Origin of the sequence: Marivirga salinae (genome assembly GCF_030503855.1) — a bacterium.
Classification (GTDB): Bacteria; Bacteroidota; Bacteroidia; order Cytophagales; family Cyclobacteriaceae; genus Marivirga; species Marivirga salinarum.
In genome coordinates, this window is record NZ_CP129971.1 from 1,220,002 (window position 1) to 1,246,588 (window position 26,587).

The 26,587-nt window shown below is 36.3% G+C and carries 22 protein-coding genes and 1 tRNA gene; 10 read left to right on the top strand and 13 right to left on the bottom strand.

Annotated elements, in window-relative coordinates; all coding sequences use genetic code 11:
* The first annotated feature begins 19 nt into the window (after positions 1-19).
* The 4 genes from nrfH to QYS49_RS05245 are packed head-to-tail and all read left to right on the top strand — an operon-like array spanning position 20 to position 6,687.
* Entirely contained in the window at positions 20-676 is a 657-nt protein-coding gene (nrfH, locus tag QYS49_RS05230; protein WP_308350658.1) for a cytochrome c nitrite reductase small subunit, read from the top strand.
* Complete coding sequence (nrfA, locus tag QYS49_RS05235) at positions 673-2,166, top strand: ammonia-forming cytochrome c nitrite reductase (RefSeq protein ID WP_308350659.1); 1,494 nt, start codon at positions 673-675, stop codon at positions 2,164-2,166. The genes nrfH and nrfA overlap by 4 nt, the downstream gene beginning before the upstream one ends.
* Before the next feature lie 22 nt (positions 2,167-2,188).
* Positions 2,189-3,532, top strand: a complete 1,344-nt coding sequence (locus tag QYS49_RS05240) for an alginate export family protein (RefSeq protein ID WP_308350660.1) — start codon at positions 2,189-2,191, stop codon at positions 3,530-3,532.
* Positions 3,532-6,687 carry a cytochrome c biogenesis protein gene (locus QYS49_RS05245; RefSeq protein WP_308350661.1) on the top strand — a complete coding sequence of 1,052 codons (3,156 nt, stop codon included), beginning with the start codon at positions 3,532-3,534 and terminating at the stop codon, positions 6,685-6,687. Before QYS49_RS05240 ends, QYS49_RS05245 begins: the two co-directional genes overlap by 1 nt.
* 134 nt (positions 6,688-6,821) lie before the next feature.
* Here QYS49_RS05245 and QYS49_RS05250 read toward each other — a convergent pair whose 3' ends face one another.
* From QYS49_RS05250 to QYS49_RS05290, 9 genes are all read right to left on the bottom strand, one after another.
* Positions 6,822-7,271 carry a hypothetical protein gene (locus QYS49_RS05250; RefSeq protein ID WP_308350662.1) on the bottom strand — a complete coding sequence of 150 codons (450 nt, stop codon included), beginning with the start codon at positions 7,269-7,271 and terminating at the stop codon, positions 6,822-6,824.
* A 27-nt stretch (positions 7,272-7,298) separates the two neighbouring features.
* The gene (locus QYS49_RS05255; protein ID WP_308350663.1) at positions 7,299-7,493 is read right to left on the bottom strand and encodes a hypothetical protein; all 195 of its coding nucleotides are present in this window, start codon (positions 7,491-7,493) and stop codon (positions 7,299-7,301) included.
* Between the two features lie 79 nt (positions 7,494-7,572).
* A complete protein-coding gene (locus QYS49_RS05260; protein ID WP_308350664.1) occupies positions 7,573-8,172 on the bottom strand; it encodes a cytochrome c oxidase subunit 3 in 600 nt (199 codons plus the stop codon).
* Positions 8,163-9,128 (bottom strand): DUF438 domain-containing protein, encoded by a 966-nt coding sequence (locus QYS49_RS05265; RefSeq protein WP_308350665.1) that lies wholly within the window; start codon positions 9,126-9,128, stop codon positions 8,163-8,165. Before QYS49_RS05265 ends, QYS49_RS05260 begins: the two co-directional genes overlap by 10 nt.
* A gap of 2 nt (positions 9,129-9,130) precedes the next feature.
* Positions 9,131-10,894: a nitric oxide reductase activation protein NorD gene (locus tag QYS49_RS05270; RefSeq protein WP_308350666.1), complete on the bottom strand. Its 1,764-nt coding sequence runs from the start codon at positions 10,892-10,894 to the stop codon at positions 9,131-9,133.
* Positions 10,895-10,962: 68 nt separating this feature from the next.
* Positions 10,963-11,739 carry a CbbQ/NirQ/NorQ/GpvN family protein gene (locus QYS49_RS05275; protein WP_308350667.1) on the bottom strand — a complete coding sequence of 259 codons (777 nt, stop codon included), beginning with the start codon at positions 11,737-11,739 and terminating at the stop codon, positions 10,963-10,965.
* A 140-nt stretch (positions 11,740-11,879) separates the two neighbouring features.
* Positions 11,880-13,277 (bottom strand): cbb3-type cytochrome c oxidase subunit I, encoded by a 1,398-nt coding sequence (locus QYS49_RS05280; RefSeq protein ID WP_308350668.1) that lies wholly within the window; start codon positions 13,275-13,277, stop codon positions 11,880-11,882.
* A gap of 24 nt (positions 13,278-13,301) precedes the next feature.
* Positions 13,302-13,745, bottom strand: coding sequence for a c-type cytochrome (locus tag QYS49_RS05285; protein ID WP_308350669.1), 444 nt, complete (start codon positions 13,743-13,745; stop codon positions 13,302-13,304).
* A gap of 261 nt (positions 13,746-14,006) precedes the next feature.
* Complete coding sequence (locus QYS49_RS05290) at positions 14,007-15,032, bottom strand: COX15/CtaA family protein (RefSeq protein ID WP_308350670.1); 1,026 nt, start codon at positions 15,030-15,032, stop codon at positions 14,007-14,009.
* A 259-nt stretch (positions 15,033-15,291) separates the two neighbouring features.
* On the opposite strand from QYS49_RS05290, the gene QYS49_RS05295 reads away from it, so the two are divergent.
* The 3 genes from QYS49_RS05295 (at position 15,292) to QYS49_RS05305 (ending at position 19,801) form a co-directional block, all read left to right on the top strand.
* A complete protein-coding gene (locus QYS49_RS05295) occupies positions 15,292-17,100 on the top strand; it encodes a hypothetical protein (protein WP_308350671.1) in 1,809 nt (602 codons plus the stop codon).
* Between the two features lie 96 nt (positions 17,101-17,196).
* Positions 17,197-17,646, top strand: a complete 450-nt coding sequence (locus QYS49_RS05300) for an OsmC family protein (protein ID WP_308350672.1) — start codon at positions 17,197-17,199, stop codon at positions 17,644-17,646.
* A gap of 106 nt (positions 17,647-17,752) precedes the next feature.
* Positions 17,753-19,801, top strand: coding sequence for an acetate--CoA ligase family protein (locus QYS49_RS05305; RefSeq protein ID WP_308350673.1), 2,049 nt, complete (start codon positions 17,753-17,755; stop codon positions 19,799-19,801).
* A 60-nt stretch (positions 19,802-19,861) separates the two neighbouring features.
* Here the strand turns inward: QYS49_RS05305 and QYS49_RS05310 are convergent, their stop codons facing one another.
* Positions 19,862-20,953: a zinc metalloprotease gene (locus QYS49_RS05310; RefSeq protein WP_308350674.1), complete on the bottom strand. Its 1,092-nt coding sequence runs from the start codon at positions 20,951-20,953 to the stop codon at positions 19,862-19,864.
* A gap of 281 nt (positions 20,954-21,234) precedes the next feature.
* Positions 21,235-21,666 carry a VOC family protein gene (locus QYS49_RS05315; protein WP_308350675.1) on the bottom strand — a complete coding sequence of 144 codons (432 nt, stop codon included), beginning with the start codon at positions 21,664-21,666 and terminating at the stop codon, positions 21,235-21,237.
* Positions 21,667-21,749: 83 nt separating this feature from the next.
* On the opposite strand from QYS49_RS05315, the gene QYS49_RS05320 reads away from it, so the two are divergent.
* Both QYS49_RS05320 and QYS49_RS05325 read left to right on the top strand, forming a co-directional pair.
* Positions 21,750-22,991 carry a parallel beta-helix domain-containing protein gene (locus QYS49_RS05320; RefSeq protein WP_308350676.1) on the top strand — a complete coding sequence of 414 codons (1,242 nt, stop codon included), beginning with the start codon at positions 21,750-21,752 and terminating at the stop codon, positions 22,989-22,991.
* Position 22,992: 1 nt separating this feature from the next.
* Complete coding sequence (locus QYS49_RS05325) at positions 22,993-24,078, top strand: SO2930 family diheme c-type cytochrome (RefSeq protein ID WP_308350677.1); 1,086 nt, start codon at positions 22,993-22,995, stop codon at positions 24,076-24,078.
* A gap of 133 nt (positions 24,079-24,211) precedes the next feature.
* On the opposite strand, the gene QYS49_RS05330 is transcribed toward QYS49_RS05325, so the two are convergent.
* Together QYS49_RS05330 and QYS49_RS05335 are read right to left on the bottom strand one after the other, a co-directional pair.
* Positions 24,212-25,009: a (Fe-S)-binding protein gene (locus QYS49_RS05330; protein ID WP_308350678.1), complete on the bottom strand. Its 798-nt coding sequence runs from the start codon at positions 25,007-25,009 to the stop codon at positions 24,212-24,214.
* A gap of 35 nt (positions 25,010-25,044) precedes the next feature.
* Complete coding sequence (locus QYS49_RS05335) at positions 25,045-26,358, bottom strand: 4Fe-4S dicluster domain-containing protein (protein WP_308350679.1); 1,314 nt, start codon at positions 26,356-26,358, stop codon at positions 25,045-25,047.
* 95 nt (positions 26,359-26,453) lie between these two features.
* Here QYS49_RS05335 and QYS49_RS05340 point away from each other — a divergent pair.
* Positions 26,454-26,526, top strand: a tRNA-Phe gene (locus QYS49_RS05340).
* Positions 26,527-26,587 lie beyond the last annotated feature (61 nt).

Here is a 26,587-nt window from a genome sequence, read left to right on the forward strand (position 1 = left end):
GGATTAGAAATCATTAAGAATGGATTTACTCAAACCCATAAAAAAATTTCTTACTAGAATAGGTCTGGAACCCGGACGCAAATGGAAAAAAGTAGCTATTGTTTCTTTTGCGGCATTAGTGGGCTTGGGTTTTTATATATTAAAGGTTAGCCATGCAGTTTCCTATCTTTCTGATGATCCTCAGGCTTGTGTAAACTGCCATATTATGATGCCGCAATATGTAACCTGGAATCATAGTTCTCACAGGGAAGTAGCCACATGCAACGGCTGTCATGTTCCTCACGATAATATTTTTAATCAATATTTCTTTAAAGCTAAAGATGGTTTATACCATGCATCAGTATTTACAATGCGTGCTGAACCACAAGTTATCCAAGCATTGGAAGCCTCTCAGGCAGTTATTCAAAGTAATTGTATCAGGTGCCATGAAGATCAGGTGACCGATGCTAAAATGGGAGCATTTGTAGAAGATCATCATTCCAAAAGAACAGATAGAACCTGCTGGGAGTGCCACAGGGATGTGCCCCATGGTAGAGTTAAAAGTCTTTCATCTGTAGGGAGTCAAATTGAACCTATTAAAATGCATGTGCCAGAAGACCGGGAGATTATACCAAAATGGCTTAAAGAATCCATGAAAGAAGAAAAATCGCAGAAACCTAAAACTATATCACCATGAAGAACTGGATACTATTTGGTGTAACGGCTATAGCAGTATTTTTACTGGCTATGTTGGCTTACACCATCATCGATAGAAAGGCAGAGGCTAGATTTGCCTATCAGCCCAAAGTTGAAATTGAAGGTGTTGAGCCAAGAGATTCTGTTTGGGGCTTAAATTATCCTAGACAGTATCAATCCTACATGAAAACGGCAGATACCACTTTCAAAAGTATGTACAATACCAGTGGGTTTGCTGATATTCTGGATGAGCAGTCGGAATTGGTGGTTTTATGGGCAGGATATGGTTTTGGTAAAGATTACAACCAACCTCGCGGGCATGTTTATGCAGTAGCTGATATTTTAAAAACGCTAAGAACAGGCGCTCCAATGAAAGAAGGAGATGGTCCAATGCCAAGTACTTGCTGGACCTGTAAAAGTCCGGATGTTCCCCGCCTAATGAAGGAAATGGGTGCAACTGAGTTTTACAGTAAGCAATTTTCGGATTTAGGCAGCGAGGTGATTAATCCAATAGGCTGTGCAGATTGCCATGATCCAAACACTATGAATTTAACTGTCACCCGACCAGCTTTAATAGAAGCCTATGAAGCTATGGGGAAAAATATTAATGATGCCTCACATCAGGAAATGCGCTCATTGGTTTGTGCTCAATGCCATGTGGAGTATTATTTCGATAAAGATAAACCAGGCAAAGAAGGAGCCAATTACCTTACCTTTCCTTGGAAGGATGGAATGGATGTGGAATCAGCGGAAGCCTACTATGATAAAACAGATTTTGCTGATTGGGTCCATCCAATTAGCAAAACACGAATGCTTAAAGCACAACATCCGGATTATGAATTATTTCAACAAGGTGTGCATGCCAAGCGTGGTGTGAGCTGTGCCGATTGCCACATGCCATATAAATCAGAAGGCGGTCAAAAGTTTACAGATCATCATATCGGCTCTCCTTTAGAAAATGTGGAAAACTCCTGCTTTGTCTGCCATAGAGAAAAAGTTTCCGATCTGGTTGATGATGTTTATGAACGCCAAAGAAAGATAAAAGAAGGAACTTCAGAATTGCAGACTTTAATTGCAAAAGCACATATAGAAGCCGGAAAAGCATGGGAGTTAGGAGCTACTAAAGAGCAAATGAAAGAAATTCAAAAAGGTATTAGACATGCTCAATGGCGGTGGGATTACTCAGTTGCCTCGCATGGTGCTGCTTTTCATGCACCTTTAGAAACCAGTAGAATCGTAACTTCTGCTACCAGAATTATAATGGAATCCAGATTAGAGTTAATGCAATTGCTCAATTCTTTAGGTCATTCAGGTGATGTGGAAATGCCAGACTTAAATAGTAAGGCAGCCCTACAGGAATATACTGGGATAGATATAGAGAAAGAACGCTATAATAAAGAGAAATTTCTGGAGGAAATAGTTCCTAAATGGATGAAAGAAGGGAAGGAAAGAGAATCAAAAATGAATGTTAAAGAAGTAGGCTCAAAATAGCCGATCCAAAAATTCCTAGATTATGAAGACCATAGTAAAATATGGATTAAGCCTACTATTGGCTTTTTCCGCACAGTTCTCTTATGCCCAATTTACAGTTGATGGGCAAATAGTTCAACGAGCAGAATTCCGAAATGGAGCAGGTCGTTTAATTGGCGTAGACCAAGAACCCGCTGCTTTTATGGCTCATCGTGTGCGATTGCAAACTCGCTATGAAATGGATGGTTTTACGTTTTATGCCAGCATACAAGATGTTCGGACTTGGGGGAATACGCCACAGACTAAAGCCACTGATCCATTCTTGTCTTTACACGAAGCTTGGGCTGAAACCTCTTTAGGAGATTACTGGAAAATAAAACTGGGTAGGCAAGAGCTTAATTATGATAATGCTCGCTTTCTCGGAAATTTGGATTGGGCTCTGCAAGCTCGTGCTCATGATTTTGCTTTAGTTAAATACGAAAAGGAAAATATGAAATTGCACTTTGGTGGAGGGTATAATCAAGATGCGCAATCACTTTCAGGAAATATCTTTTTCAATCCCAACCAATATAAAGTAGCTCAGATGGTTCGATATGAAAATCAGTGGGGAGATTTTAAACTGTCAGCTCTTTTCTGGAATGACGGACGTCAGTTTATTGAAACAGATACTGCAGGGAACGTGATTAATGATAAGGTCAACTACAGCCAAACGATTGGTTTGCCTACCATTAAATATCAATTGGGTAATACTTTGCTTTCAGGTTTTTATTACCATCAGACAGGAAAGGATATTTCCGACAGAGATGTTAATGCTTATGATGTAGGGGCGCAAGTCACTCAAACTTTAACTTCAAATGATGAAAAGGGAAGTAGTTTTAAAGCGACTTTAGGTTTTGAAATATTGAGTGGGACAGATAATCTGTCAGCTGAGCAGAATAATTCCTTTAATCCACTTTACGGAACCAATCATGCGCATAATGGATATATGGATTTATTCTTTGTGGGAGGAAGATTTGTAAATAGTGTAGGCTTGCAAGATTATTACCTTAAAGGCAGATATCAGTTTAACCCTAAATTTTTCACCCAAATTGACGGACATGTTTTTACTGCTCAGGCAGAGGTTAAGCAATTCGGAGAAGGTGGACCTGCTATTACACCAGCAGTAGAAACACTTGATCCTTATTTAGGAACTGAAATTGATTTCTCTTTTGGTTATATTCTAAATCGTGCGGTTTCAGTACAAGGCGGTTATAGTCAAATTTTTGCTTCCAATACTTTTGAAGCATTGCAGGGACAAGCAGAATATAAAAACACACAAAACTGGGCTTATGTGATGTTCATTTTTAGGCCTACAATGAAAAATAGATTTATAGGAGTTTTATTTTAATGACGAAATTTTTAAAAATAATATTATCGACTAAAGTCACTTTAGTATTGTTATTGGCTTTTGCCATTTCAATGGGTGTGGCAACTTTTATTGAAAATGATTATGGTACTGAAACCGCACGTGCAATGGTGTACGAGGCTTGGTGGTTTGAACTCATCATTGCATGGATGGCAGTTAACTTTCTGTCCCATATCAACAAATATAAATTATTCAGCAAAGGAAAGTGGCCGGTTGGTTTGTTTCATGTAGCCTTTGTAATTATAGTTTTGGGTGCAGGTATCACGCGCTATTTTGGTAAAGAAGGCATGATCCACATCCGTGAAAAACAGGAAGAAAGCACTTTCTATACTAATGAACGCTATTTGCAACTGGAAGCATTGGATCATGAAAAACCACATCATTTTAATGAGAAATTAACCTTTACTCCTAAAACATTTAGCCCTTTTGAAACAGATGTCGAATTGGCTGGAAAGGAATTAAAAGTGAAAGTTGCGGATTATATAGCTGCAGGTAAAGAAAGCTTTATTGAAGGAGATCAAACCTATATTTCGCTGGCTGTGACAAATGGAGAGGGTAGGGAAGATTATCTTTTAAAAGAAGGACAACAAGTTAAATTGGAGAGTTTGGCTATTGCAACCAAAAAGAATTCCCAAGCTGATGTCAAGATTTTCAAGGAAAAGGGTGAATGGATGATTGAATCGGATAAGCACCTAAGCATTATGGAAATGTCCACTCAGAAAATGGGCACTCTGCATAAAAATGAGAAAAAACCTCTACAATACATGAGCTTATATCAATGGGACGGAGGGGCATTTTTGGTAAAATCCATAAATGAAAATTCAGCCTTGAGTTATAAAACAGAAGAGGACGAAAAGAAGGCAGAGAATATGACGGATGTGGCTCATTTAGTAGTGGAAGACACAAAAGGCAATAAGCTTACTGATGCATTTGTGCATGTAGTGAGCATTGAACCTGATTGGACAAAATTCGAGCATGAAGGCCAGGAATTTGGTATTACTTATGGTCCTAAAGCCATGAAACTTCCTTTTAGTTTATACCTTTCTGATTTTCAATTGGAGCGTTATCCTGGTAGCCGAAGCCCTGCTAGCTATGCCAGTGAGGTGGAGGTAAGGGATGGAGAAAACAACTTCCCGTTCCGTATATTTATGAATAATGTATTGGATCATGCAGGCTATCGTTTTTATCAGGCATCATACGATACGGACGAAAAAGGAACCGTACTTTCGATCAATCAGGACAGACCTGGTACCTATATCACTTATTTAGGCTATACTTTATTGACCTTGGGGATGCTGTTTACTCTTTTTGCAAAAGGAAGCCGTTTTTCTCTGCTCAATAAAAAGCTTAACAGAATGCACAACAGTAAAAAGTCTAAAATTAGCCCGAAAACAACACTGATATTAGCCTTGCTTTGCTTTAGTTTTTTAGGATTGCAAGCGCAGGATAAATCCGCAATCGAGCATTCTGTGGTACCCAAAGAAAAGGCAGATGAATATGGGAAATTGATTGTTCAGGATATGGATGGGCGAATGAAACCGCTCAATACCTTGGCACATGAAATTGTTCGTAAGCTTAGCGGTAAAACGTATATGCCCATTCCACTTAAAGATGAGACTGTAAAGCTAAGTCCTGAACAATTTATACTCGCTGTACAGCTTGATCCAATAACTTATGGCAATTTGCCTTTGATTAAAATTGATAAGGAAAAATCATTGGAAGCTTTCAAAGCTTTAGGAGTGAAGCCAACTGATCGATTGAGTTTTAGGCAGTTTCTGGCAGATGATGGAGCCTATAAATTAAATCATTTGGTCGAAACAGCTAATAAGCTAAAACCTTCAGAGCGAAATGAAGGTCATAAGGAGTTATTGAAAACCGATGAGCGTTTCAATATATTTTATGCACTGCTTTCAGGAGATTTCCTGCGGCTTTTTCCGTTGGAAGGAGAAGAAAATAACACTTGGTTTACTAAAAATCAGTTCGATCAAGGATTTGGTGAAGAAGACGGACGCTTTGTGAAAAATATCATTCCTCTTTATTTACAAAACCTAGATAAAGGAATTAAAGAGGGAGATTGGACTGCAGCAGATGAAGCTTTGGGCTATCTCAGTCTCTATCAGGAAAAAGTTGGGGAAGAGGTTTATCCTTCTGAAATGGAAATTAAAGGGGAGCTTCTTTATACTGAGTTGAATTTAGGTAGCCAATTATTTGGACCATTTTGGCTGATTGGTATAATTATGCTGGTTTTTGCTATTCTTTACCTCTTTTACGATAATAAATTCCTTAGAATCGGATGGAAAGTAGGCACTGTTTTAAGCTGGTTAGGATTATTGGTTTTCACTTTTCACTTAGGCTTGCGCTGGTATATAGCCAAACATCCGCCTTGGAGTGATGGGTTTGAAATGTTGGTTTTTGTGGCTTGGGGAGTATTGTTTTTTGGCTTAATGTTCTCAAGAAAATCACGTTTTGCATTGCCTTTGGGGTTACTTTTTTCAGGCACACTTTTATTTGTTGGCTTTCTGGACTGGCTAAATCCCGAAATCACTAATTTAATGCCTGTATTGAATTCCTATTGGTTGAAAATCCATGTGGCTATTATTGTCAGTGGTTATGCTCCATTGGCATTGGCAGCCATTATTGCACTTTTAAGTTTATTGCTCTTAATTTTCAAACCAAAAAACCCTACCAATCAATGGTGGAAGAGCATGGAAGAACTAACCATTGTAAATGAAATGTCCATCACAATTGGCTTATTTCTATTGGCGGTAGGTACATTTTTGGGTGGCGTTTGGGCCAATGAAAGCTGGGGAAGATACTGGGCTTGGGATCCAAAAGAAACCTGGGCACTGATTTCAGTGATTGTATATGCCATTGTATTGCATATCAGGTTGATTCCGAATTTAAGGGATTATTTGATATTTAATTTAGCTAGTTTGTGGGCTTTTTCTTCCATCATCATGACATCCTTTGGAGTAAATTACTACTTGTCAGGATTGCACTCTTATGCAAAAGGAGACCCTGTTCCAATCCCAGGTTGGGTGTATTGGGTTGTGGGAATATTGTTGGTTATTTCTATTGCAGCTATTATCAGGCACAAGCAAATGAAGTCTCAGGAGAAATTGAATGTAACTACTTAGACCTTAATAATAAAGCTGAGCCAGTCTATTGAAAGTCTCAGCTTTATTGATTTATTCAATACTTACGAGCTCCCCAGCTCATACCATTTTAAAAGTTTTCTAAAGTGTAGCTTTTTGGAAAAGCTAAGTCTATTTCACTGAAAATACTGGTGATAAATTTCATAAGAGTCTTCCAATTGTTGGATAACAGCTTCAGCCTCTTTTTTTGATTCAGCCTCCTGCAGCTTCTTTACCAACTGAAGATGTGGATGAAGCCATTTATGCAGTTCATCATGGCTTTTTCCTTTCATGGTGCAACTTGAAATCAATTGATCGTTTTGTGCTTTTAACTGATCAGCAAGTTCCAAATGGCTTGAATCATTCGAAGCATTATACGATTGAAGGATCTCTTCTGATTGTTTTAGAAATGGTTTCATTTCTTCATTCACCACCCATTTTTCTCCCTGATTCAATTCGATTTCAATATTTTTACTTTGCGTTTCATGCTCAGAATGCCCTTCTTCATTTCCTTGCTTTTTTCCATCGCAATTCATTAAAAATGCACTTATAAGTATAATAATAGAAATTGATTTAATATTATTCATCGCTTTTAATTTAATGTAAAATAATACTTACAATATTTGAACTCCCCCAAAAACGCCTACAATTAAAGCAGTTACAACGGCTAGAAGGATTACACTGAATTTCCAAATACCATGAGATTTTCGCAGTTCCATATACTCCATTACCACTAAAATGAACTTAAAGACTGCAAGAGCCATTACTATTCCTGCTGGAATCCATGCCAATACCCGAAATATAAGCACTTACAACAGTTAAAATTATCAATACTAGGTAAACTATAATCAATCTTCTCATTTTATTAAAATTTTGAATTTTCATGCATTAAAAAACCAAATAGAGGGCTGGGAAAATCAACAGCCAAATTAAATCACACATGTGCCAAAAAGCACCTCCTGCCTCAATATCCTCTATTTTAATCGCTTTCTGCTTATTCGTGATTTTCACTATAATTATAGTAAGAATTACTAAGCCGACTATCACATGAATGAAATGGAAGCCTGTTAACAACCAATAGAAGGTGAAAAACATGTTTTCATCAAGCCCTAAACCGACATTTAATTTCTCCTCATATTCAAACCATTTAATGACCAAAAATGCAGAGCCGACCAAAATAGTAGCAAGCATGGAATAGATACCGTTCTTGACATTCTCTTTTTTAAAGTAATGAACTGCTAACGCCATGAAAAAACCACTTGTTAACAATACAATGGTGTTAATTCCTCCAAGCGTTTTATTTAAAACGGCAGTTGATTGCGCAAATAACTCAGGCTCTTGAAATCTGTAATACATAAGACCTGCCAATGCCAGACCAAAAGTAAAAACTTCTAATAAAATCAAAATCCATAGCAAGATTCCACCAGGCGGAGATGCTATTGCTTTATAATCCATTTTGTTTTGCTGAATTCCTGATGTTAGCTCCATTCCAATAGTCTTTTTTCTCCTTCAATATCTTTGATTTCTGTAATGTCCTGAGACATTTCCACCACTCCTTTGTAGTTTTTCTTTTCGTCTCGAACTGCGAAATACCGAATGTAGATCAAGCGTCCTTTGAAATTAATCCAGAAAGAAGCTTCACTTTTAGTCCCTGCCCTGAAAGCCTCTAAAATTTTCAAGACTTTGCCTACACTTTTCGGAGGATGACAGAATTTAACTTCTCTGCCAATAATGCCTGCACTTCTTGGGAAAACCCGTTCTTCGCCTCTGTTGTAAAAAATCACCTTGTCATTTTCATCCACATAAGTAATGTCAACAGGAATGGTTCTAAACAGCAAATTGACTTGTTCCACTGTCATATAGCCCTCATCATAATGAGCACTTTTTTCATCCAGAAAAGAGAGATCTTTTGCGCTTTCATCTTCAGAAGGGTGCACATACTCTGTTGCTTTTTTGGGCATAGGTTCACAGTCAGGCATCCAGCCTATTTCTACTTCTCCTTTTTCCATTTCCTTCCAATCCTGTTCTTCTAATATTTGGAGTGCATTAGGAAATAATACAGTTTGCTCTACTGCCATCAAATTATTGATGCCATCTAATAGATAGTGAATATTTTGATCTATTTTTTCGAATTCTTTTTCCTCAAAGGCTTTTCTCAACAGTCGAATTTGATCTCTTAAATTGTCATGGAAAGACCACATATTTTGAGAAGGACCATCCCATCCTCTTTTTTCCAGATAAGGGAAAAGTTGATTTTCCTTGCGTTCAAATCTCTTGTCAATAGTGCTCAATTTGTTGAAGAGATTGAAGAATACTTGTGGCTCTTCTGAAGCCTTCACTGTCCTTAATTCCCAGATAATATTCTGTAATAGATCAATCTCTTTTATATAATGATTAAGCGGATGCCATTCGGGCAATTTTGCTATTTCTTCAGGTACTTGCATTTCTATTGGTTTTTAATTTTGGTATATAATTTTACCAAAGAGTGAATTAAATCGTCCGGTTTTGAAAGAATCTGATAATGATTTTGTCCGAACATCTGAGGTAAATAATATTTGGCTTGCGATTCTATGGCTATTGCATAAGAATTGATATTTAATTGATTGAATTCTTTTAATGCCTGCTTCACGTCCTGCACCCCGTATTTCCCCTCATAGCGATCATAATCATTTGGCTTACCATCACTTAGCAAAATCACCCATTTATTCTGGCTTTCCCTGCTATGCAATCTACTGCCAGCGTGCCTGAGAGCAGTGCCAATTCGGGTATAGCCGCTTGGGGCAATGGCACCCACTTTATAGCGGGCACTTGACCATTTTTCATCAAAATCTTTTATGGTCAGATAGCTTGAGTGATTTCTGGTTTTGGAATAGAAACCATCAATACAGAAATCAATATTAAACTCATTCAATATTTCCCCAAATAGAATAGAAACCTCCTTTTCAACATCCAAAACTTTACGATTATTGACATAACTATCGCTGGAAAGGCTTAAATCCAATAACAGGGTTAATGAAAGATCCTTTTCCTTTTTCCTGTTGTCAACATAGATGTTTTCATCTGGTGATTTTTTGGCTTGAATATCAGTATAGAAATCCACCAAAGCATCTAGGTCGAAATTGCCACCAGAAGTAAGCCTTTTTTGTTGCCGGGCTTTATTATTAATGGAAGCCACCATCTTTCTTAAAGAATTTAATACGCTTTTATTCTTTTGGATGGTATTTTGATAATAATTAACATCTGTTTCCTTTAAAAAATCGGGAAATAGTTTACAAAAATCCCTCTTGTACATATTGGATTTGAAATTCCATTCATCGTAGTGGATATAAAAGGCATCACTCTCTTTCTCAGCACTTTCTGCAATGGTGGTTTGCTCTACAAAATCTGCCTGATACACAGAATGAACCGCTTCATCAACCCGCACAGTTTGTCTCATTTTAAGTTCTTCCAAAGCATCCTGATGCTTTTCAAGTTCATCCGAACCATCAAAATCACGCCATAGCCCATCATGCTCCTCTGCAGTCTCTACTTTTTCAAAATTGTGCAACAATACATAATCCTCCTGTTGCTTTTTGTCTATGCTCAAACTTTTGATTTCTTCTACTGCTTTGGTTTTTATGATGGTATCTGCCTTGTCTTGTGCTTGATGCAGTTTGTTGTCAAAATTTTCTAACTTTTCAGGCTCTCGCTCTGCTTTTTGTGGATTCATCCACTTGCCATAAAGCATGCTAAAGTCTGGCAATTGATTTCCTTCTGCCTTATCCTTAAAAAACTGGTAAAAATTAGCATGTAGTTCTTCTGCAACTGGAAATTCTTCAAAAAGCTCGGGCAAAATCTCCTCTGCACTTTGAACTGCCATTTTCCTTGAAAGTAGAAGGTCATCTTCAGGGTATTCCCAATTAATATTTTTTTTCTTTTGAACATATAAATAGATCAATCTGAAAAAATAGAATGAGAGATTTTCTTCTTTAGTCGGGAATTCTGAAAAACTAATGGGCAGGAAGAAATTATTTCCTTTCCAGCCTCCTTCAGCTTCGGCAGGGTAGATTTCAACAGCATTTCCGCTGATTGCACGGGCAAGCAAAGTAAGCCTGGGTTTAATTTCATCCAAGCTTACTTTTTGAGGTAACTGCTCATTTTGCTTTGCTTTCTTATTTTTAAAGTATTTGGCTACCTTTCCAAATATCCATTCATCCGGCTCAAATCCCATATCATTATATTTTAGAATTATCTCATTTGAATTAATCCTTCAGTAGATCTGTAAAGAATTTTGAGGGATTAAATCATTAAATCACAAAGGTCTTTTAGTGAGGTAGTGGTATGTTCATCATCAGAAAGTGGTTCTACTACCGCTACATGCATACTTTGTCTTTTCGCCAAACCGCTGTTAATCAAAATAGAGGCATCCACCAATAGTCGGGTTGAAACGGTTTCTGCCAAGCCTAATTCCGTCAGGTTTCTGATTTTATTACCGATATTCACTATTTTCTTGGCATTACTGTGATCAATCCCACTTTCTTTTTCCAGGATCATCATTTCAATATCCGCTTTTGGATAATCAAATGAGAGGGCAATAAACCGCTGTCTGGTGGATGGTTTTAGTTCCTTATAGCCTTTTTGATAGCCGGGATTATAAGAAGCCACCAACATAAAGTTAGGGTCTGCTTTGATTGTTTCTCCCAGTTTATCAATAAAGAGTTCACGTCTGTGGTCGGTCAAGGAGTGAATCGCAACAATTACATCCGGTCTGGCTTCCGCTACTTCATCCAGATACAGAATAGCACCTTCTTTTACTGCTTTTGAAAGTGGTCCGTCAATCCAGACAGTTTCAGCTCCTTTTATTATATATCTGCCAATTAAATCCGTGGCTGAAGTCTCTTCATGACAGCAAACAGTGATCAATTTTTGGTCTAATTGTTCTGCCATGTATTCTACAAATCGGGATTTACCACTTCCTGTAGGACCTTTTAGTAAGAGCGGAATTTTGTTTTTAAAACTGTGTTCAAAAACTTCCTTTTCATTATTTATTTCCTGATAAAAAACTGAATTTTCCATCTTTTAAGTATTTAAAGTGTTGAAGCTGAAATTAGTTGTGTGTACAATGATGATAATGAAAGGGCGGAGGTGATTTTGAAATTTTACAACACAAAATCGACAAGCATACTCCGCGCCTTACAACCATCACTAACCACAATCTATGAAACTAACTCTGCTTGATTTTTTGACATACTTGTATCATCAGTTTCGTCATCAAATGGATTTTCACTTTCCAGTGCTTCATCCGTTGGTCTTCCATATTTGATGAATTCATATATGTATATACCAATCCCTATAGTGAAAAGCGTTGCGCAAAGCAACATCACCACAAAGTGAATTTTCACTTCTTCCTGCACGATCATAAATTCCATTTTCAATTTTCTTTCAAGATAGACTTGAACTACTCCGGCTACTCCCATAGCGGTGACCATTCCGAGCATCCCTATATTTGAAAGCCAAAATGCTAAATGCCCATTGGTGTTATTGTATCTTTTTCTACCTGTCATATTCGGCATACTGTAACTAATAATAGCCAATACAATCATTGCATAGGCGCCCCAAAAAGCATAGTGCCCGTGCATAGCGGTTACTAAAGTACCGTGAGTATAAATATTAGTTTGAGGTAAAGTATGGGCAAATCCTAAAAGCCCAGCTCCAATAAAGGAAACTATGGAAGCTCCAATTGTCCAAAATAAAGCAATTTTATTGGGGTGATTCTTTTCGCCTTTTCTATACATATAGACTGCAAATAGTGCCATTGCCAAGAATGCAAGAGGTTCCAGAGCGGAGAAAATTCCCCCTACAATTATCCAGATTTTATTTACGCCTATGTAGTAATAGTGATGACCTGTCCCTAAAATTCCTGAAAGGAAAGTAAGCCCAACTATCACATAAAGCCATTTTTCAATTACTTCTCTGTCCACACCGGTTAGTTTTATCAATAGGAAAGCAAGTATACCGCCCATGATCAATTCCCATACACCTTCTACCCATAAGTGCACTACCCACCAACGGAAAAAGGAATCTGTTACCTGACTATCAAACCATATCATGCCCGGCAAATATAAAAGTGCCGCAAAAAACAATCCCATAACTAATACTATCGAAGTGGTAGTTTTGCGTTTTCCTTTATAAAGAGTGGTAATAATAATCCCTAGGAAAAGCAGTACATTCACTACTACCAAGTAATCCAGTTCTCTTGGGATTTCAAGGAATTTTCTTCCTTCCCAAATGTTAAAGTGATAGCCTGTTATAGCAACTACACCCACTAAAGCCAATGAAATCAATTGAACATAAGCCCACTTGACGCTTACCAATTCTCTTTGTGCTTCTTCAGGTATTATGTAATAAGCTGCTCCCATAAATCCACTTAGTAACCAAACGACCAATAAATTGGTATGTACAGCCCTTGCGGTATTAAAAGGAATGAATTCATGAAAAACATCAAAACCTATACGGGCAAATCCCATGACAAACCCGTATACAATCTGCAAAGTGAAGAGTAGCATGCACAGTGCAAAAAACCAATACGCAACTTTTTGTGATTTATATTTCATCTTTTTAAAATTTTAATTGCTGTTTTATTTTCCTTTAGCTTTATCTTTTGCCAAAGGCGATACCATATGGTCAAATCCATTGAGGTCGATTTCCCCAATCCATTTAAAATATTCTATCATAGCTTCGGCATCTTCTTCGCTCATATTATAAGCCACCATTTTCCTACCATTTGGCTGCCAAGGAACGGGTGAAGTCAGAATGGCTTTGATGATAGGCTCACCTTTTCTGTCCACTACTTTAGTTAATTCAGGAGCATAGTAGCCCCCTTCTCCTAGAATTGAATGGCAGCCCATACAATTGTTCTCTTCCCATAGGTGCTTTCCACGCTTCACTTCCTCAGTGATATTTTCATGATTCGATTGATCATTACTGGGCATCATGGAATAAATTGTTAAACCAATAAAGATCAGGAAGGTGACCAGCGTCCCTCCCAGAAAAAAAGCTTGTGCTTGTGATTTTGATAACATGACTAATTGCTTTTAGTGGATATTCGATAAATAAGGATAAAAAAGTCCTTTATTATTCAAAGGTATATCCGTCCTGCCTTATTTTCAAAATAAACAGCAAAATATTTTCTGATATGCAAGGGATGTGGTCTACTAAAAAGTGTTTTAAATAGAATAAAAGCAGTTTTGTTGATTTACATCTGCAATAATTCATTTTGCAGCATGATAAAAGTCAGTGTTTTTGAGAGAGCATATTTTAACTAAAATAAAGTTGTTAAAAGATTAGCTCTTGCCGAATGGTGTGGTGCTTTTAACGAGGTAAATTCCACTAAGCATTAAAAATGCCGCAAAAATTTGGTGAAGAACACCTAGGCTTATCGGAACTGCATATAGTAAAGTAAATACACCTAAGGTAAATTGAGCTACAATCAAAATCATCAGAAATATGACAGTTTTTGGGAAATATTTTAATTTTTGATAGGCTTGAAAAAAGATGATAAGACCTAGAACAAAAATAATATAAGCCAAAGAACGATGAACAAACTGGACTACCGGAGGGCTTTCTATCATAGCCCAAAGCCCGTAATGTTTGAATTCATAGTGAAATGAAGAAGGAATCCATTCATCACCCATTTTAGGAAAAGTATTATACCACTTTCCTGCTTTCAATCCGGCAACAAATGCACCGAAACAAATTTGAAAAATTAAAAGAAGGAGAAAAGAAAGATTCAAAAAGAATAAACTATTACTTCTGATTCTTTTTTGTGGGATGAAATCTAAAATCACCCAAAATATATAAGCTATTAATCCGAAAGCAGTTATTAAATGAGCAGCTAACCGATAATGACTAACATGCGGAACATTCATCAAACCACTTTTCACCATATACCAACCTAAAACCCCTTGAAATAAGCCTAAGAAAAAAATAACAATCAGTTTATTCTTAAGCGAGGAATCCAAATATCCTTTTATCCAAAAATAGAGAAATGGCAATAAGAAAATTATGCCAATTATTCTGCCTAAAAGACGGTGTAAATATTCCCAAAAATAAATCTCCTTAAAATCAGCAAGCGTAAAATTCTTTCTGTAATGAATAAACTCAGGGCTTTCTTTGTACTGCTGAAAGGTCTGTTGCCATTCGTCCTGACTAAGAGGAGGGGTAATTCCACTGATGGGTTTCCACTCCACAATGGATAACCCAGATTGGGTAAGGCGTGTGATACCTCCTATAACTACCATGCTGATCACTAGGGCACACCCTAAAATCAGCCAGATCAAGATTGCTTTGTTGTTATAAGTACTCCTCAATTTCTTATAAGTTAGGAAAGCAAAACTACAAATAAAAAGATAACATTATCTTTTTATTTGTAGTAAATAAAGTTGTTTTATAACAATGAACCCCTTGTAAAGAGTTTAAATGTTTTATTTATCAAAAACTGTGACCCTTCTCATTTTTTAGAATGACTTAAAGCATTATTAGTCTTAAATCAAGCCCATACCTTTGATATTTTAAAATAAGTTTAATGGATTCATACAATATGTGTCCAAATAATATCAAAGTTATTCTATGACATTTTCAACTCATCAGCACTCATTTCATATACCCGTAATGGGTTTAGCTTATACTATTGATACACCCATCAGAATTGCACATTTAGGCATTAATTCGGTTGTGTCGTTAGGCGATGATGTTTTAATTGAAAAAGTGAGAAAATTCTATTCTCAGAAGTTTGATTTTGAGTTTATCCCCATTTTGTCTTCTGAATTAGATGCAAGAGCTAAAAGGATTACTTCCTACCTTAATCTCATGCATAAAATAGTGGTGCAGAAGTTTGAAGAGCATAAGGTGAAACTTGCTACGGACGAAAGTTATCTGGATAATTTTCTGGATCTATTACCTGATTACTCAACTGCTAAAAAAAGACTCCTTGAGTTTGCTAAAAAGTTCAGTCAAACTGAATTTTTAGATTCCCTACATAAAACGTTAAACCCAGGAAGAATTGATGTGAATATCATGACAAAATTGGATAAAACCAATTATCATGAAAATGAAGCGCTGCCCATTCAATTTAATGATGGGCACTCATCATTCAGGGCATTTGCAGACAGTAATTTGTCTTCATCGGTAGTGCTTTCAGCAGGAATGAATCCTAAATTATTTAGTTATATGGCTGAATTTAATGATTTTCTTCCAGATGCTTCGGGTAGTTTAAAAAAGGAAGTGATTATTAAAGTAAGTGATTACCGATCTGCATTTATTCAAGGAAAGTTACTTGCCAATAAAGGAATTTGGGTTTCCGAATATAGAGTGGAATCTGGTTTGAATTGCGGTGGACATGCATTTGCAACGCAGGGTAAACTTATGGGACCAATTCTTGAAGAATTTAAAAATAACTACGATTGTTTAGTCAATACATTATTCCCCATTTATCAAAAAGCTTTATCGGAAAGAGGTATTGTTCAGAAAATAATACCTGAAATAAAAATCACCACACAAGGCGGAGTGGGCAATGCAGAAGAACATGATTTCCTGTTAAATCATTATAATCTGAATTCTGTAGGATGGGGAAGTCCCTTTTTGTTGGTTCCGGAAGCAGTATCAATAGATGAAGCTACTCGCCAACAATTATCTGTGGCAGAGGAAAAAGATTTTTACCTTAGCGATGCTTCTCCATTGGGAGTACCTTTCAATAATTTGAGAAAATCATCCAGACAAAAGGAGATGTCCAAAAAATTGCAGAAAGGAAAAAGTGGGAGTCCATGTACCAAAAAATTCCTGATGTTAAATACAGAATTTACGGATAAACCAATTTGTACGGCTTCTACTAAATATCATAAGCTTAAATTGAAGCAGCTGCAATCTGAAAATTTAAGTAGTGAAAAGTATCAAAAAGAGTATTCAAAACTCATGGAAAAGGAATGCTTATGTGGAGGATTATCCATTGCTTTTTTCTATGAGAATAATATGGATACTAAATTGGAAGGAGCGGGTGTGACGGTTTGTCCAGGTCCAAACCTAGCCTATTTCAGTGGTAAGATAAAACTCCATGATATGATAGGTCATATTTACGGGAAAAATAATGTGTTAAATCAAATAGAGCGTCCTCATATGTTTGTAAAAGAGTTGGAGCTTTATGTAAAATATTTCCTTAAAGAGCTGGATAAATTTCAGGAAGCGCCAAGTAATAAAGTGGCAAAATATTTAAAAGATTTTCAAACCAATCTCCTTGAAGGTATTGATTATTATAAATCTTTATTTCAAAAAGAAGCTGGTTTTTCATTAAAAGCAATTCAAAATGCTATAGAAGTATTAAATGATTTTGAAGATCAACTCAAATCAATTTTAATATCACAAAATTCAGCAGCATTGAACTGATATATTTTTTAAAAAAATTAAGTAGTTGTGTAACAAATATCACAATAAAAAAGTATAATAAAAGATAAATTTGTCCTAAATTTAAATATAAAAAATATGGAAGACAGACACACATATAATTTAGACCTTGAATGGCAAAAAGATAGGATAGGTTTAATAAGTTCACCGGAACTTAATGAGAAAATTACAGTAGCCACACCACCTGAATTTCCTAAAGGGGTAGAAGGAATTTGGTCACCTGAGCATCTTTTTACAGGCGCAGTTCTATCCTGTTTTATGACCACTTTTTTAGCAATGGCTGAATATTCTAAATTAGAATTTTCAAAATTTGATTGTAAAGCTCAAGGTGTTTTGGAAAAAGTAGATGGTAAATTCAAAATGTCAGAGATAATTTTAAAACCTTCGATCATTTTAAATGAAGAGTCCAAAACTGATAGAGTAATTCGATTGATGGAAAAAGCTGAAGCTTCTTGCCTGATTAGTAATTCTATTAAATCATCAGTTAAGTTGGACTTTTCAGCAATTCAAGTTTCAGAGTCCGTTTAGTAAATAGTTTCATAATGAAGGAGGTACCAGTACCTCCTTTTTTCGTGCAGGATTAATTCTATTTTGAGAAAAATATTAAATATTAGCATATATAATTGATATCAAAATGCTTCAAAATTCACTTCTAAAGCCTGAAAGTATTGCTGTAATAGGCGCTTCTGAAAATCAATCCAAGCCTGGAGGCAAAGTGATTTATAATTTAATATCCGGTGGCTTTAAAGGGAAAATATATGGAGTAAACCCTAAAGCAATTTCAATAAAGGGTGTAGACCACATTTCTGGAATTGACCTTCTACCTAAAGTGGATTTAGCTATTCTAAGTATTCCTGCAGCTTTATGTGTTAATACAGTAGAAAAATTGGCGAAAGCTGGAACTAAAGGCTTTATCATTTATTCCGCAGGCTTTGCTGAGGCTGGGGAGAATGGAATTGAACTGGAAAATCAACTTATCGCAATAGCCGAAAAATATAACGCCCAAATTATAGGTCCTAATTGTATTGGGATTATAAATGGACATTATAAAGGAGTATTCACTACACCGGTTCCTCATTATTATGAAGAGGGGTGTGAATTAATATCGAGTTCAGGAGCTACAGCAGTTTTTATCATGGAAGCAGCTCATGCAGTGGGTTTAAAATTTTCTAATATCTACTCCATAGGAAATGCCGGACAAACAGGAGTGGAGGAAATTTTGGAGCATATGGATGTTACTTATGATCCTAAAAGAAGTCCGAAGGTGAAATTGCTGTATTTAGAGAATATCAAAAATCCTTTCAAATTTTTAAAGCATGCCTCTTCATTGGTTCGCAAAGGATGCCATATTGCTGCCATAAAATCTGGCTATTCAGAAGCAGGAAGTAGAGCAGCTTCATCTCATACCGGGGCAATTGCTACATCTGATACTTTAATTCGGGCTTTATTTAAGAAGGCCGCCATTGTTTATTGCAATAGCAGGGAAGAATTAATAAATGTAGCAGCTGTATGGCAAGAAAATAAAGCCATAGGAAAAAATGTAGCTATTATCACTCATGCAGGTGGTTCAGCTGTAATGCTTACGGATGTTTTAAGTAGTAATGGTGTCAAGGTGCCTCCAATTGATGAAGATAAGGCCCAAGATCTATTGAAAAAGCTTCATCCAGGTTCTTCTGTTGCAAACCCAATTGATTTTTTAGCAACGGGCACGGCAGATCAACTGGCTGAAATCATTGATTTTTGCGAAGATTTAGAAGAAATAGACGCAATGGTGGTAGTTTTTGGGAGTCCTGGTCTATTTAATGTCCGCGATGTTTATGAAGTATTACATAAAAAGCTAAAGAGCTGTAAAAAGGCTATTTTCCCTGTATTGCCTTCCTTAATTAATGCTGGAAAGGAAATTCAGGAATTTTTGGATAAAGGACATGTGAACTTTCCCGATGAGGTGGTTTTGGGAAAAGCCTTGGCAAGTGCTGCCAATATTGATGTTCCTGCTTATGGTAAATATGATTTGGCTGAAATGGATTATAGTCGCATTCGTGATATCATTGCTGAATCCAAATCCGGATATCTGGACACCAATATTGTACGGGAATTGCTAACGGCTGCTGGAATAAAGATGGTGAAAGAGCAGGAATTCTACGATGAAAAAAGTCTTGAAAACATCCAGAAAACCATGGCATTCCCATTGGTGATGAAGGTATTGGGCCCTATTCATAAAACAGATGTGGGAGGGGTAAGCTTAAATATTAATTCTCAAGAATTCCTGAAAAAGGAATTTAATAGAATGATGAAAATATCCGGAGCCAAAGGAGTTCTCATTCAGGAAATGAAAAAAGGGGAGGAGTTTTTTGCGGGCGCTGTTAAGAAAGGAAATTTTGGACATCTGGTACTTTGCGGAATGGGCGGAATTTTTGTAGAAATTATTAAAGATGTAGCCAATGGACTAGCACCACTAAGCAAACGAGAAGCAGAGAAAATGATCAAGTCCCTAAAAACTTATCCTATTATACAAGGATATAGAGGCAGAGCAGGAATAAACGAAGCAGCTTTTGCAGATGTTATTGTCCGACTTGCTTCCTTGGTGCATTTAGCTCCTGAGATCGAAGAAATTGATATGAATCCCTTAATTGGAAATGAAAAAGAATTGGTAGTTGTGGATGCTAGAATTAGAGTTTCATAAAAAAACCGAAGAAGATAAACTCCTTCGGTTTTAAATATATTTTCAAAAATTGTAAACTAATTAAAGCAACATTCCGTCTCTAGGACCTCCTGAAGCAAAAATTGCTCTCATTCTTTCTTTTTGTCCTTCAGAGAACATATACATACAAGCATCATTAGAATAATCCATGTAGTTCATGGTCATGTCGTTGCTTCTGCAATTTACAGTTGGGTAAGCAGGACATCCATAATTAGGACCATCTGAAGAAGGAGTATCTGCTACAAAATCATCTTGCTTACATCTTCCATCTCCCCAGATATGACGTAAATTTAAGTAGTGGCCAACTTCGTGCGTACCAGTCCTACCTTGATCGAAAGGAGCAGAAACATATCCAGTTGTTCCGAAATACTGCGGAGCAATTACAACACCGTCAGTAGATGAACTTCCACCAGGGAATTGAGCATATCCTAAGATACCTCCGCCAATGTTACAAACCCAAATATTAAGAGCACCTTCAGGATTTACAACATCTACTCCACCATTTGAAGCAAATTTCATCTCATCTCTAGTACCCCATTCAGTTCTGCTTGATGCCTTTCTAGTAACTCCAGCTAAAGTAAAGTTAATATCAGAATCAGCTACTAAACCAGCAAATTCTGAAGGAACACTATTTGCATCTCCATTTGTAGCATTAAAATCATCATTTAAAACTGCAATTTGAGAATTAACTTGAGCATCACTGATGTTTTCTTGTGAGTTACTATAAATCACATGAACATAAACAGGTATGTCGATAACACCTAATCCGTCATCAACTGGGTCGGTGCCTCCACCGTCTCCACCATCACTTCCACCATTGTTTCCTCCACCATTTCCATTTCCAACTCCGTCAGGCTTTTTAGAGGCAATGAATTTTCTGGTGTTCTTTTCAATGTTATACATCTTTTGGTAAAGACCAGGGTTTTCATCCAAATTTCGATTTAAAACTGCCATTGAGAAACAGTTTTTTCCTTCATTTGATGTTCTTCCATTTACGAAATCAGAAGTTTCTGTGAAAACGTAAAAATCACTCATATCAACATTTACTTCCTGTTTTGTTACTGTTTCGGCTTCATTATTACATGAAGAAAACACAACTGTAAATGCGATTAACGCTAATAATAATTTTTTCATAGTGTAATATTTAGTTATAAAATCTTCGCAAAGTAATAATTTTATACAAAAATCAATAGGCAAAATAAAATTTTATTTTAATACTTAATTATGAAATATAAATCATGTAGATGGATAGTTGACAATATTATAAAGAATTTTATAATGAGTATATATAGATTACATTAATATTTTAAGTTAAGATAAGTGAAATACAATATGTAAAAAGTGCAATTATAGATATTTGCTGGAAATACAATATATATATCTATATTCATTACATAGGTCATTTATAGGTACTTTTAGTAATCATCATTCACTTCAACCCAATAGCCATTAGGATCTTGAAAATAAATTTGTTTTACTCCGTCTACTCTATTTGTTATTTTTCCACTTTCACCAATCCAATTCTCAAAAGGAACATTTTCAGCTTTTAAATTTTCAATAAAGCTATTCATATCCTTTATACTAAAGCATAAATGATTATTTTTATTAATAGTAGGTTCTTCCCAATCTCCTTCTATCAGATGCAATTGCGAACTGCCCAATTTGTACCAAACATGCAATCCATCCTTAAATGGTTCCTCAATTTCTTCTAAACCAATAGTGTTGGAATAGAAAGACTGGCTCTCAGTCAAATCCTCTACATATACTGCAATGTGATTTAATTTTACTTGTGCTTGAGATAAATGAATAGTGAATATGAATAATATGCTAAAAAATAATTTCTTCATCTTTTTTATTATTAGTTTATATACAATTTAGAAAGTTTTCCAGCTATCCGCAAGATTTAGTATATTGATGGAAATTTTTTGATATGAAGCGACTACTTTACTTTTTACCCATCCTGCTATTTACAGCTTGCAACTTTGAATCAGAAGTGGCAGACAGAAGCAGTGCCAACTGGCAAAATATTGAAAAAGATTTACAAACGGCATTGATAATGGCTAGTGATGGCGATACCATTAACATTCCAGAAGGCTATTTCAAATTCTCCAAGAGTTTGTTGTTGGATGAAAAATCAAATATTGTTTTTAAAGGTGCGGGTATTGATAAAACCATATTATCCTTTAAAAATCAGGAAGAAGGTGCAGAAGGATTGAAAATAGCAGATTGTAAAAACATCTTGTTAGAAGATTTCACCATAGAAGATGCTGCTGGAGATAATATTAAAGTCACCGATACGGATGGCATCACTTTCCGAAGGGTAAAAGCTCAATGGACAGGAAAAGTAAGTGAGAAAAATGGGGCTTATGCGCTTTACCCTGTGCTTTGTAAGAATGTGTTAATTGAGAATTGTATAGCTATTGGCTCTTCAGATGCAGGAATTTATGTAGGACAATCTGATTCTGTTATTATCAGAAATAATGAAGCTTATCAAAATGTGGCTGGCATCGAAAGTGAAAATTCCAATTTTGTGGAAATCTACGGGAACAAAGCCATCAATAATACTGGTGGTATTTTGGTTTTTGATTTACCAGGACTTACTCAATATGGAGAAAATATTAAAGTATATGATAATGAGGTAAGGGAAAACAATCATCGAAATTTTGCCCCAGCTGGAAATATTGTTGGTGTTGTACCTCCTGGAACTGGAATAATGATTTTAGCCACTCGAAATGTGGATATTTATGAAAATGAAATCATCGATAATCGTTCAGCAGGATTAGCCATTGTTAGCTATGAATTAGTGGCTGCCATAAGCGAAGAGGAAACCTCAGAAGCTGATGCAGAACAAGACGGCTCAGCCCAAAGAGTGAACAGTAATTATGATTTGGATGAAAATTATAATCCTTATCCTTCTGATATAAAAATTAGGCAGAATACTATTAGCAATAGTAAATGGTTTGCCACTTTCCAGCACGATTTCGGAAAATTATTTAATTTCACATATCCTTTCAACCCACCTGATATAGTTTTTGATGGATTTATGGCAGAGGGCAAAACGCCTAGTGAGATTTTATGCATTGACCAAAAAGACGTGCACTTTGTCAATTTGGATGCGCCTAATGATTTGGAAAACATGAATGAAAATATGGAGGGCTTTGTTTGTAAGTAAAATGAGAACCTCTTTATACATACTATTCAGCATTTTCTTTCTAGTTTCATGCAGCAATAAAGAAAATCAAAAAGAAGAAATCCAACAAAGCACTCCCACTCAATTTGTCTTTAATTCCAATAAAGAACTAGGGAAAGAAAAGCTTTCGGAATATGGTTTTTTCAGAGGGGACCTGGCTGATTTATCTCCATCTGAAAATGTCCATCCCTACAAATTGAATTCTGCTCTTTTCTCTGATTATGCGCATAAAGCTCGCTTTGTACAATTACCTGAAGGCAAAAGTGCTGATTACCACCCCACAGAAGTAATGGAATTTCCAGTAGGCAGTATTTTAATCAAGAACTTCTATTATCCAAATGATTTTTCTGAGCCAAATGGAGCCAGAAAAATTTTGGAGACCAGATTATTGATTCATGAAGAAGAAGGTTGGAAAGCTTTGCCTTATGTCTGGAATGGGGAACAAACTGAAGCCTATTTGGAAGTTGCTGGAGCTACTAAAAGTGTGAGTTGGAGAGATGCAGATGGCTCTACTCAAAAAATTAATTATAGTATCCCGAATATGAACCAATGCAGGAGTTGCCATTTGAAAGACAATAAAATTATGCCTATTGGTCCTTCTGCAAGGCAATTAAATGGAGGTTATGATTATGCGGAAAAAGGCGAAATGAATCAATTGGAATATTGGCAATCACATGGATTACTATCGAATTTACCCAAAGAAGATTTACCTAAATTAGTGAATTATGAAAATGAAAATGCTCCATTAGCCGACCGGGCAAGAGCTTATTTAGAAATTAATTGTGGACATTGCCATCGTCCAGAAGGTCCAGCCAAAAACTCTGCTTTGCATTTAATGGCCTCAGTAGACAATCCTGCTGCTTGGGGAGTGGGCAAAACTCCAATAGCTGCAGGTAAAGGCTCTGGTGGCTTGAAATATGATATTGTAAAAGGAAATGCAGATGAATCTATTCTCGCCTACCGTATGGAATCTACTGATCCTGGAATTATGATGCCTGAATTAGGTAGAAAAATGGTGCATGAAGAAGGCTTGGCTTTGGTGAAACAATGGATTAATGAGATGGAGTAAAGGTTGACAAGTTTTAAGGTTGGCATGTTGTCAAGTTGAGCCATATTGCTTTAAAAAAAGAAAAGACATCAAAGTGTCAAAACAACCTTGATGTCTAATTACTTATTACCTAAAACCTATTACTGAGAACTAATTAAAGTCCTTCATTCTTAGCAATCAATTCTGCAAGGTCTAAAACCTTCACATTATGTTCTCTTTCTTTGTTTTTAACGCCATCGCCCATCATGGTCATGCAGAAAGGACAGCCAGCAGCAATCACTTCCGCACCTGTATCTAAAGCCTCTTCAGTTCTCTCAATATTAATTTCTTTGTTGCCTTTTTCAGCATCTTTGAACATTTGAGCACCACCAGCGCCACAGCATAAACCTTTCGTTTTACAACGTTTCATTTCCACTAACTCCGCATCTAATGCTTTGATGACATCTCTAGGCGCCTCATAAACTCCATTTGCTCTACCCAAATAACAAGAATCATGGAAAGTGATTTTCTTGCCTTTGAATTCTCCACCATCTTTTAAAGTTACCTTTCCTTCATTTATTAATCCCTGTAAGAATTGAGAGTGATGCACTACATCATAATTACCACCCAATTCAGGATATTCATTTTTCAAAGTATTAAAGCAATGAGGGCAAGCAGTTACAATCTTTTTCACATTGTAGCCATCCAAAACTTGAATATTGCTCATTGCCTGCATTTGAAATAGGAATTCGTTTCCTGCTCTTCTTGCGGGATCTCCGGTACAACTTTCTTCTTGTCCTAAAACGGCAAAGTTGATACCTACCTTATTTAAGATTTTGGTAAATGCAATGGTGACAGCTTTGTATCGGTCATCGAAAGAACCTGCACAGCCCACCCAAAATAATACCTCTGGAGATTCTCCTTTGGCACTCATTTCTTGCATGGTTGGGACTTTATATGTTGAATCGCTCATAATATCTTGATTTATAATTTATAGTTTCCTAAAATTTATTTTTGTTCTTCATTTAACTTGTCTGCCCATTTGAAACGGTCTGTTGGAGGAAATTTCCAAGGTGCAAAGCTGGTTTCTACGTTTTGGAACATAGCATTCCAAGATTGTGGTGAGCTGCTTTCCTCCATTGCCATATATCTTCTTCCTTGCAATATAATATCCAAAGGGTTGATGTTGATAGGGCAAGCTTCTACGCAAGCATTACAGCTCGTACACGCGTTCAATTCTTCGGCAGAGATATAATCATCACTAAATAAAGAACTCCCTTCTTCGGCTTCTTTTCCAGCTTTAATATTCTTCCCGATTTCATCTATTCTGTCACGCGTATCCATCATGATTTTTCGAGGGGAAAGTTTTTTTCCTGTAATATTAGCAGGACATTCAGCAGTACATCTTCCACACTCCGTACAAGCATAAGAATTCATCAAATTCACCCAAGTTAAATCAGTGGCATCTTTTGCTCCTAATCTCGCTACCTCTGCAGGAGGATCACCAGCATCCATTCCCAACATGCTTTTTACTTCTGTAGTTACTTCGTCCATATTGTTCATTTTGCCGTTAGGTGTTAATCTGGCGAAATAGGTATTAGGAAAAGCCATGAAGATGTGCAAATGCTTAGAGTAGGTTACATAAACTGCAAAGGCTAAAATACCAATAATATGAAACCACCATGCAAATCGCTCAGTGAATCTTAATGCGTCTACACTCATGCCTTCAAAAAGAGGAGTTAAAAAGCTACTAAAGAAAAAGCTTCCTGTTTGTAGGTAATGACTGTCTTTTCCCTGCAGCAATTGGTCTGTAGCATTCATGGTTAAGATCGCAAACATTAAAATGATTTCAATAACCAAAATCAAATTACCATCTAATTTCGGCCATCCACTCAAAGTTCTGAGCCTTTTCACGTTCAAAACATTTCTTCTCAAAAGAAAAGCCACACAAGAAACTAGAACAGCTACCGCTAAAAATTCAAAAATATTGATGGCTACAGTGTAGGCATCACCTAAAATAGGGGCGAAAATTCTGTGTGTTCCTGCAATTCCATCAATTATAAATTCCAATACTTCCAGATTGATCACTAAGAATCCTACATAAATCATTAGGTGAAGTATGGCTGGAATAAATTTCTTAAACATTTTCTTTTGCCCGAAAGCAATAAGCAAAGTGTTTTTCCATCTTTGCCCTTTATTATCACTTCTATCTACCTCTTTTCCGAGATTGATGTTTTTTTTAATGCTTCCTATTCTTTTTGCTAAAAAGTATCCTGCCACCGCAAGTACCAGTAAGAAAGCAATTTGCGAGATGTATTCCATAGTTGTTCTTTAAACGTTTAAAAATTTTTATTATATTTTTTTTAAAATCCTTTTGCAGGATAAATATTTCACCTACTTTTGCACCACTCTATCACGGTGCTGTAGCTCAGTTGGTAGAGCATCGGACTGAAAATCCGTGAGTCGGTGGTTCGAATCCACTCAGCACCACAAGCCTTGCCTTCAAAAGCAAGGCTTTTTTTATGTTCTTTATGCGAATTTTATTTACTGC

Excerpts from the sequence above, each read along its gene's own strand:
- QYS49_RS05285 (WP_308350669.1), bottom strand. The coding sequence starts at position 13,745 with ATGTTATCAAAATCACAAGCACAAGCTTTTTTTCTGGGAGGGACGCTG.
- QYS49_RS05325 (WP_308350677.1), top strand. The coding sequence starts at position 22,993 with ATGAGAACCTCTTTATACATACTATTCAGCATTTTCTTTCTAGTTTCA.
- QYS49_RS05250 (WP_308350662.1), bottom strand. The coding sequence starts at position 7,271 with ATGAATAATATTAAATCAATTTCTATTATTATACTTATAAGTGCATTT.
- QYS49_RS05300 (WP_308350672.1), top strand. The coding sequence starts at position 17,197 with ATGGAAGACAGACACACATATAATTTAGACCTTGAATGGCAAAAAGAT.
- QYS49_RS05295 (WP_308350671.1), top strand. The coding sequence starts at position 15,292 with ATGACATTTTCAACTCATCAGCACTCATTTCATATACCCGTAATGGGT.
- QYS49_RS05280 (WP_308350668.1), bottom strand. The coding sequence starts at position 13,277 with ATGAAATATAAATCACAAAAAGTTGCGTATTGGTTTTTTGCACTGTGC.
- nrfH (WP_308350658.1), top strand. The coding sequence starts at position 20 with ATGGATTTACTCAAACCCATAAAAAAATTTCTTACTAGAATAGGTCTG.
- QYS49_RS05275 (WP_308350667.1), bottom strand. The coding sequence starts at position 11,739 with ATGGAAAATTCAGTTTTTTATCAGGAAATAAATAATGAAAAGGAAGTT.
- QYS49_RS05270 (WP_308350666.1), bottom strand. The coding sequence starts at position 10,894 with ATGGGATTTGAGCCGGATGAATGGATATTTGGAAAGGTAGCCAAATAC.
- QYS49_RS05335 (WP_308350679.1), bottom strand. The coding sequence starts at position 26,358 with ATGGAATACATCTCGCAAATTGCTTTCTTACTGGTACTTGCGGTGGCA.
- nrfA (WP_308350659.1), top strand. The coding sequence starts at position 673 with ATGAAGAACTGGATACTATTTGGTGTAACGGCTATAGCAGTATTTTTA.
- QYS49_RS05330 (WP_308350678.1), bottom strand. The coding sequence starts at position 25,009 with ATGAGCGATTCAACATATAAAGTCCCAACCATGCAAGAAATGAGTGCC.
- QYS49_RS05320 (WP_308350676.1), top strand. The coding sequence starts at position 21,750 with ATGAAGCGACTACTTTACTTTTTACCCATCCTGCTATTTACAGCTTGC.
- QYS49_RS05265 (WP_308350665.1), bottom strand. The coding sequence starts at position 9,128 with ATGCAAGTACCTGAAGAAATAGCAAAATTGCCCGAATGGCATCCGCTT.
- QYS49_RS05310 (WP_308350674.1), bottom strand. The coding sequence starts at position 20,953 with ATGAAAAAATTATTATTAGCGTTAATCGCATTTACAGTTGTGTTTTCT.
- QYS49_RS05240 (WP_308350660.1), top strand. The coding sequence starts at position 2,189 with ATGAAGACCATAGTAAAATATGGATTAAGCCTACTATTGGCTTTTTCC.
- QYS49_RS05305 (WP_308350673.1), top strand. The coding sequence starts at position 17,753 with ATGCTTCAAAATTCACTTCTAAAGCCTGAAAGTATTGCTGTAATAGGC.
- QYS49_RS05315 (WP_308350675.1), bottom strand. The coding sequence starts at position 21,666 with ATGAAGAAATTATTTTTTAGCATATTATTCATATTCACTATTCATTTA.
- QYS49_RS05260 (WP_308350664.1), bottom strand. The coding sequence starts at position 8,172 with ATGGAGCTAACATCAGGAATTCAGCAAAACAAAATGGATTATAAAGCA.
- QYS49_RS05245 (WP_308350661.1), top strand. The coding sequence starts at position 3,532 with ATGACGAAATTTTTAAAAATAATATTATCGACTAAAGTCACTTTAGTA.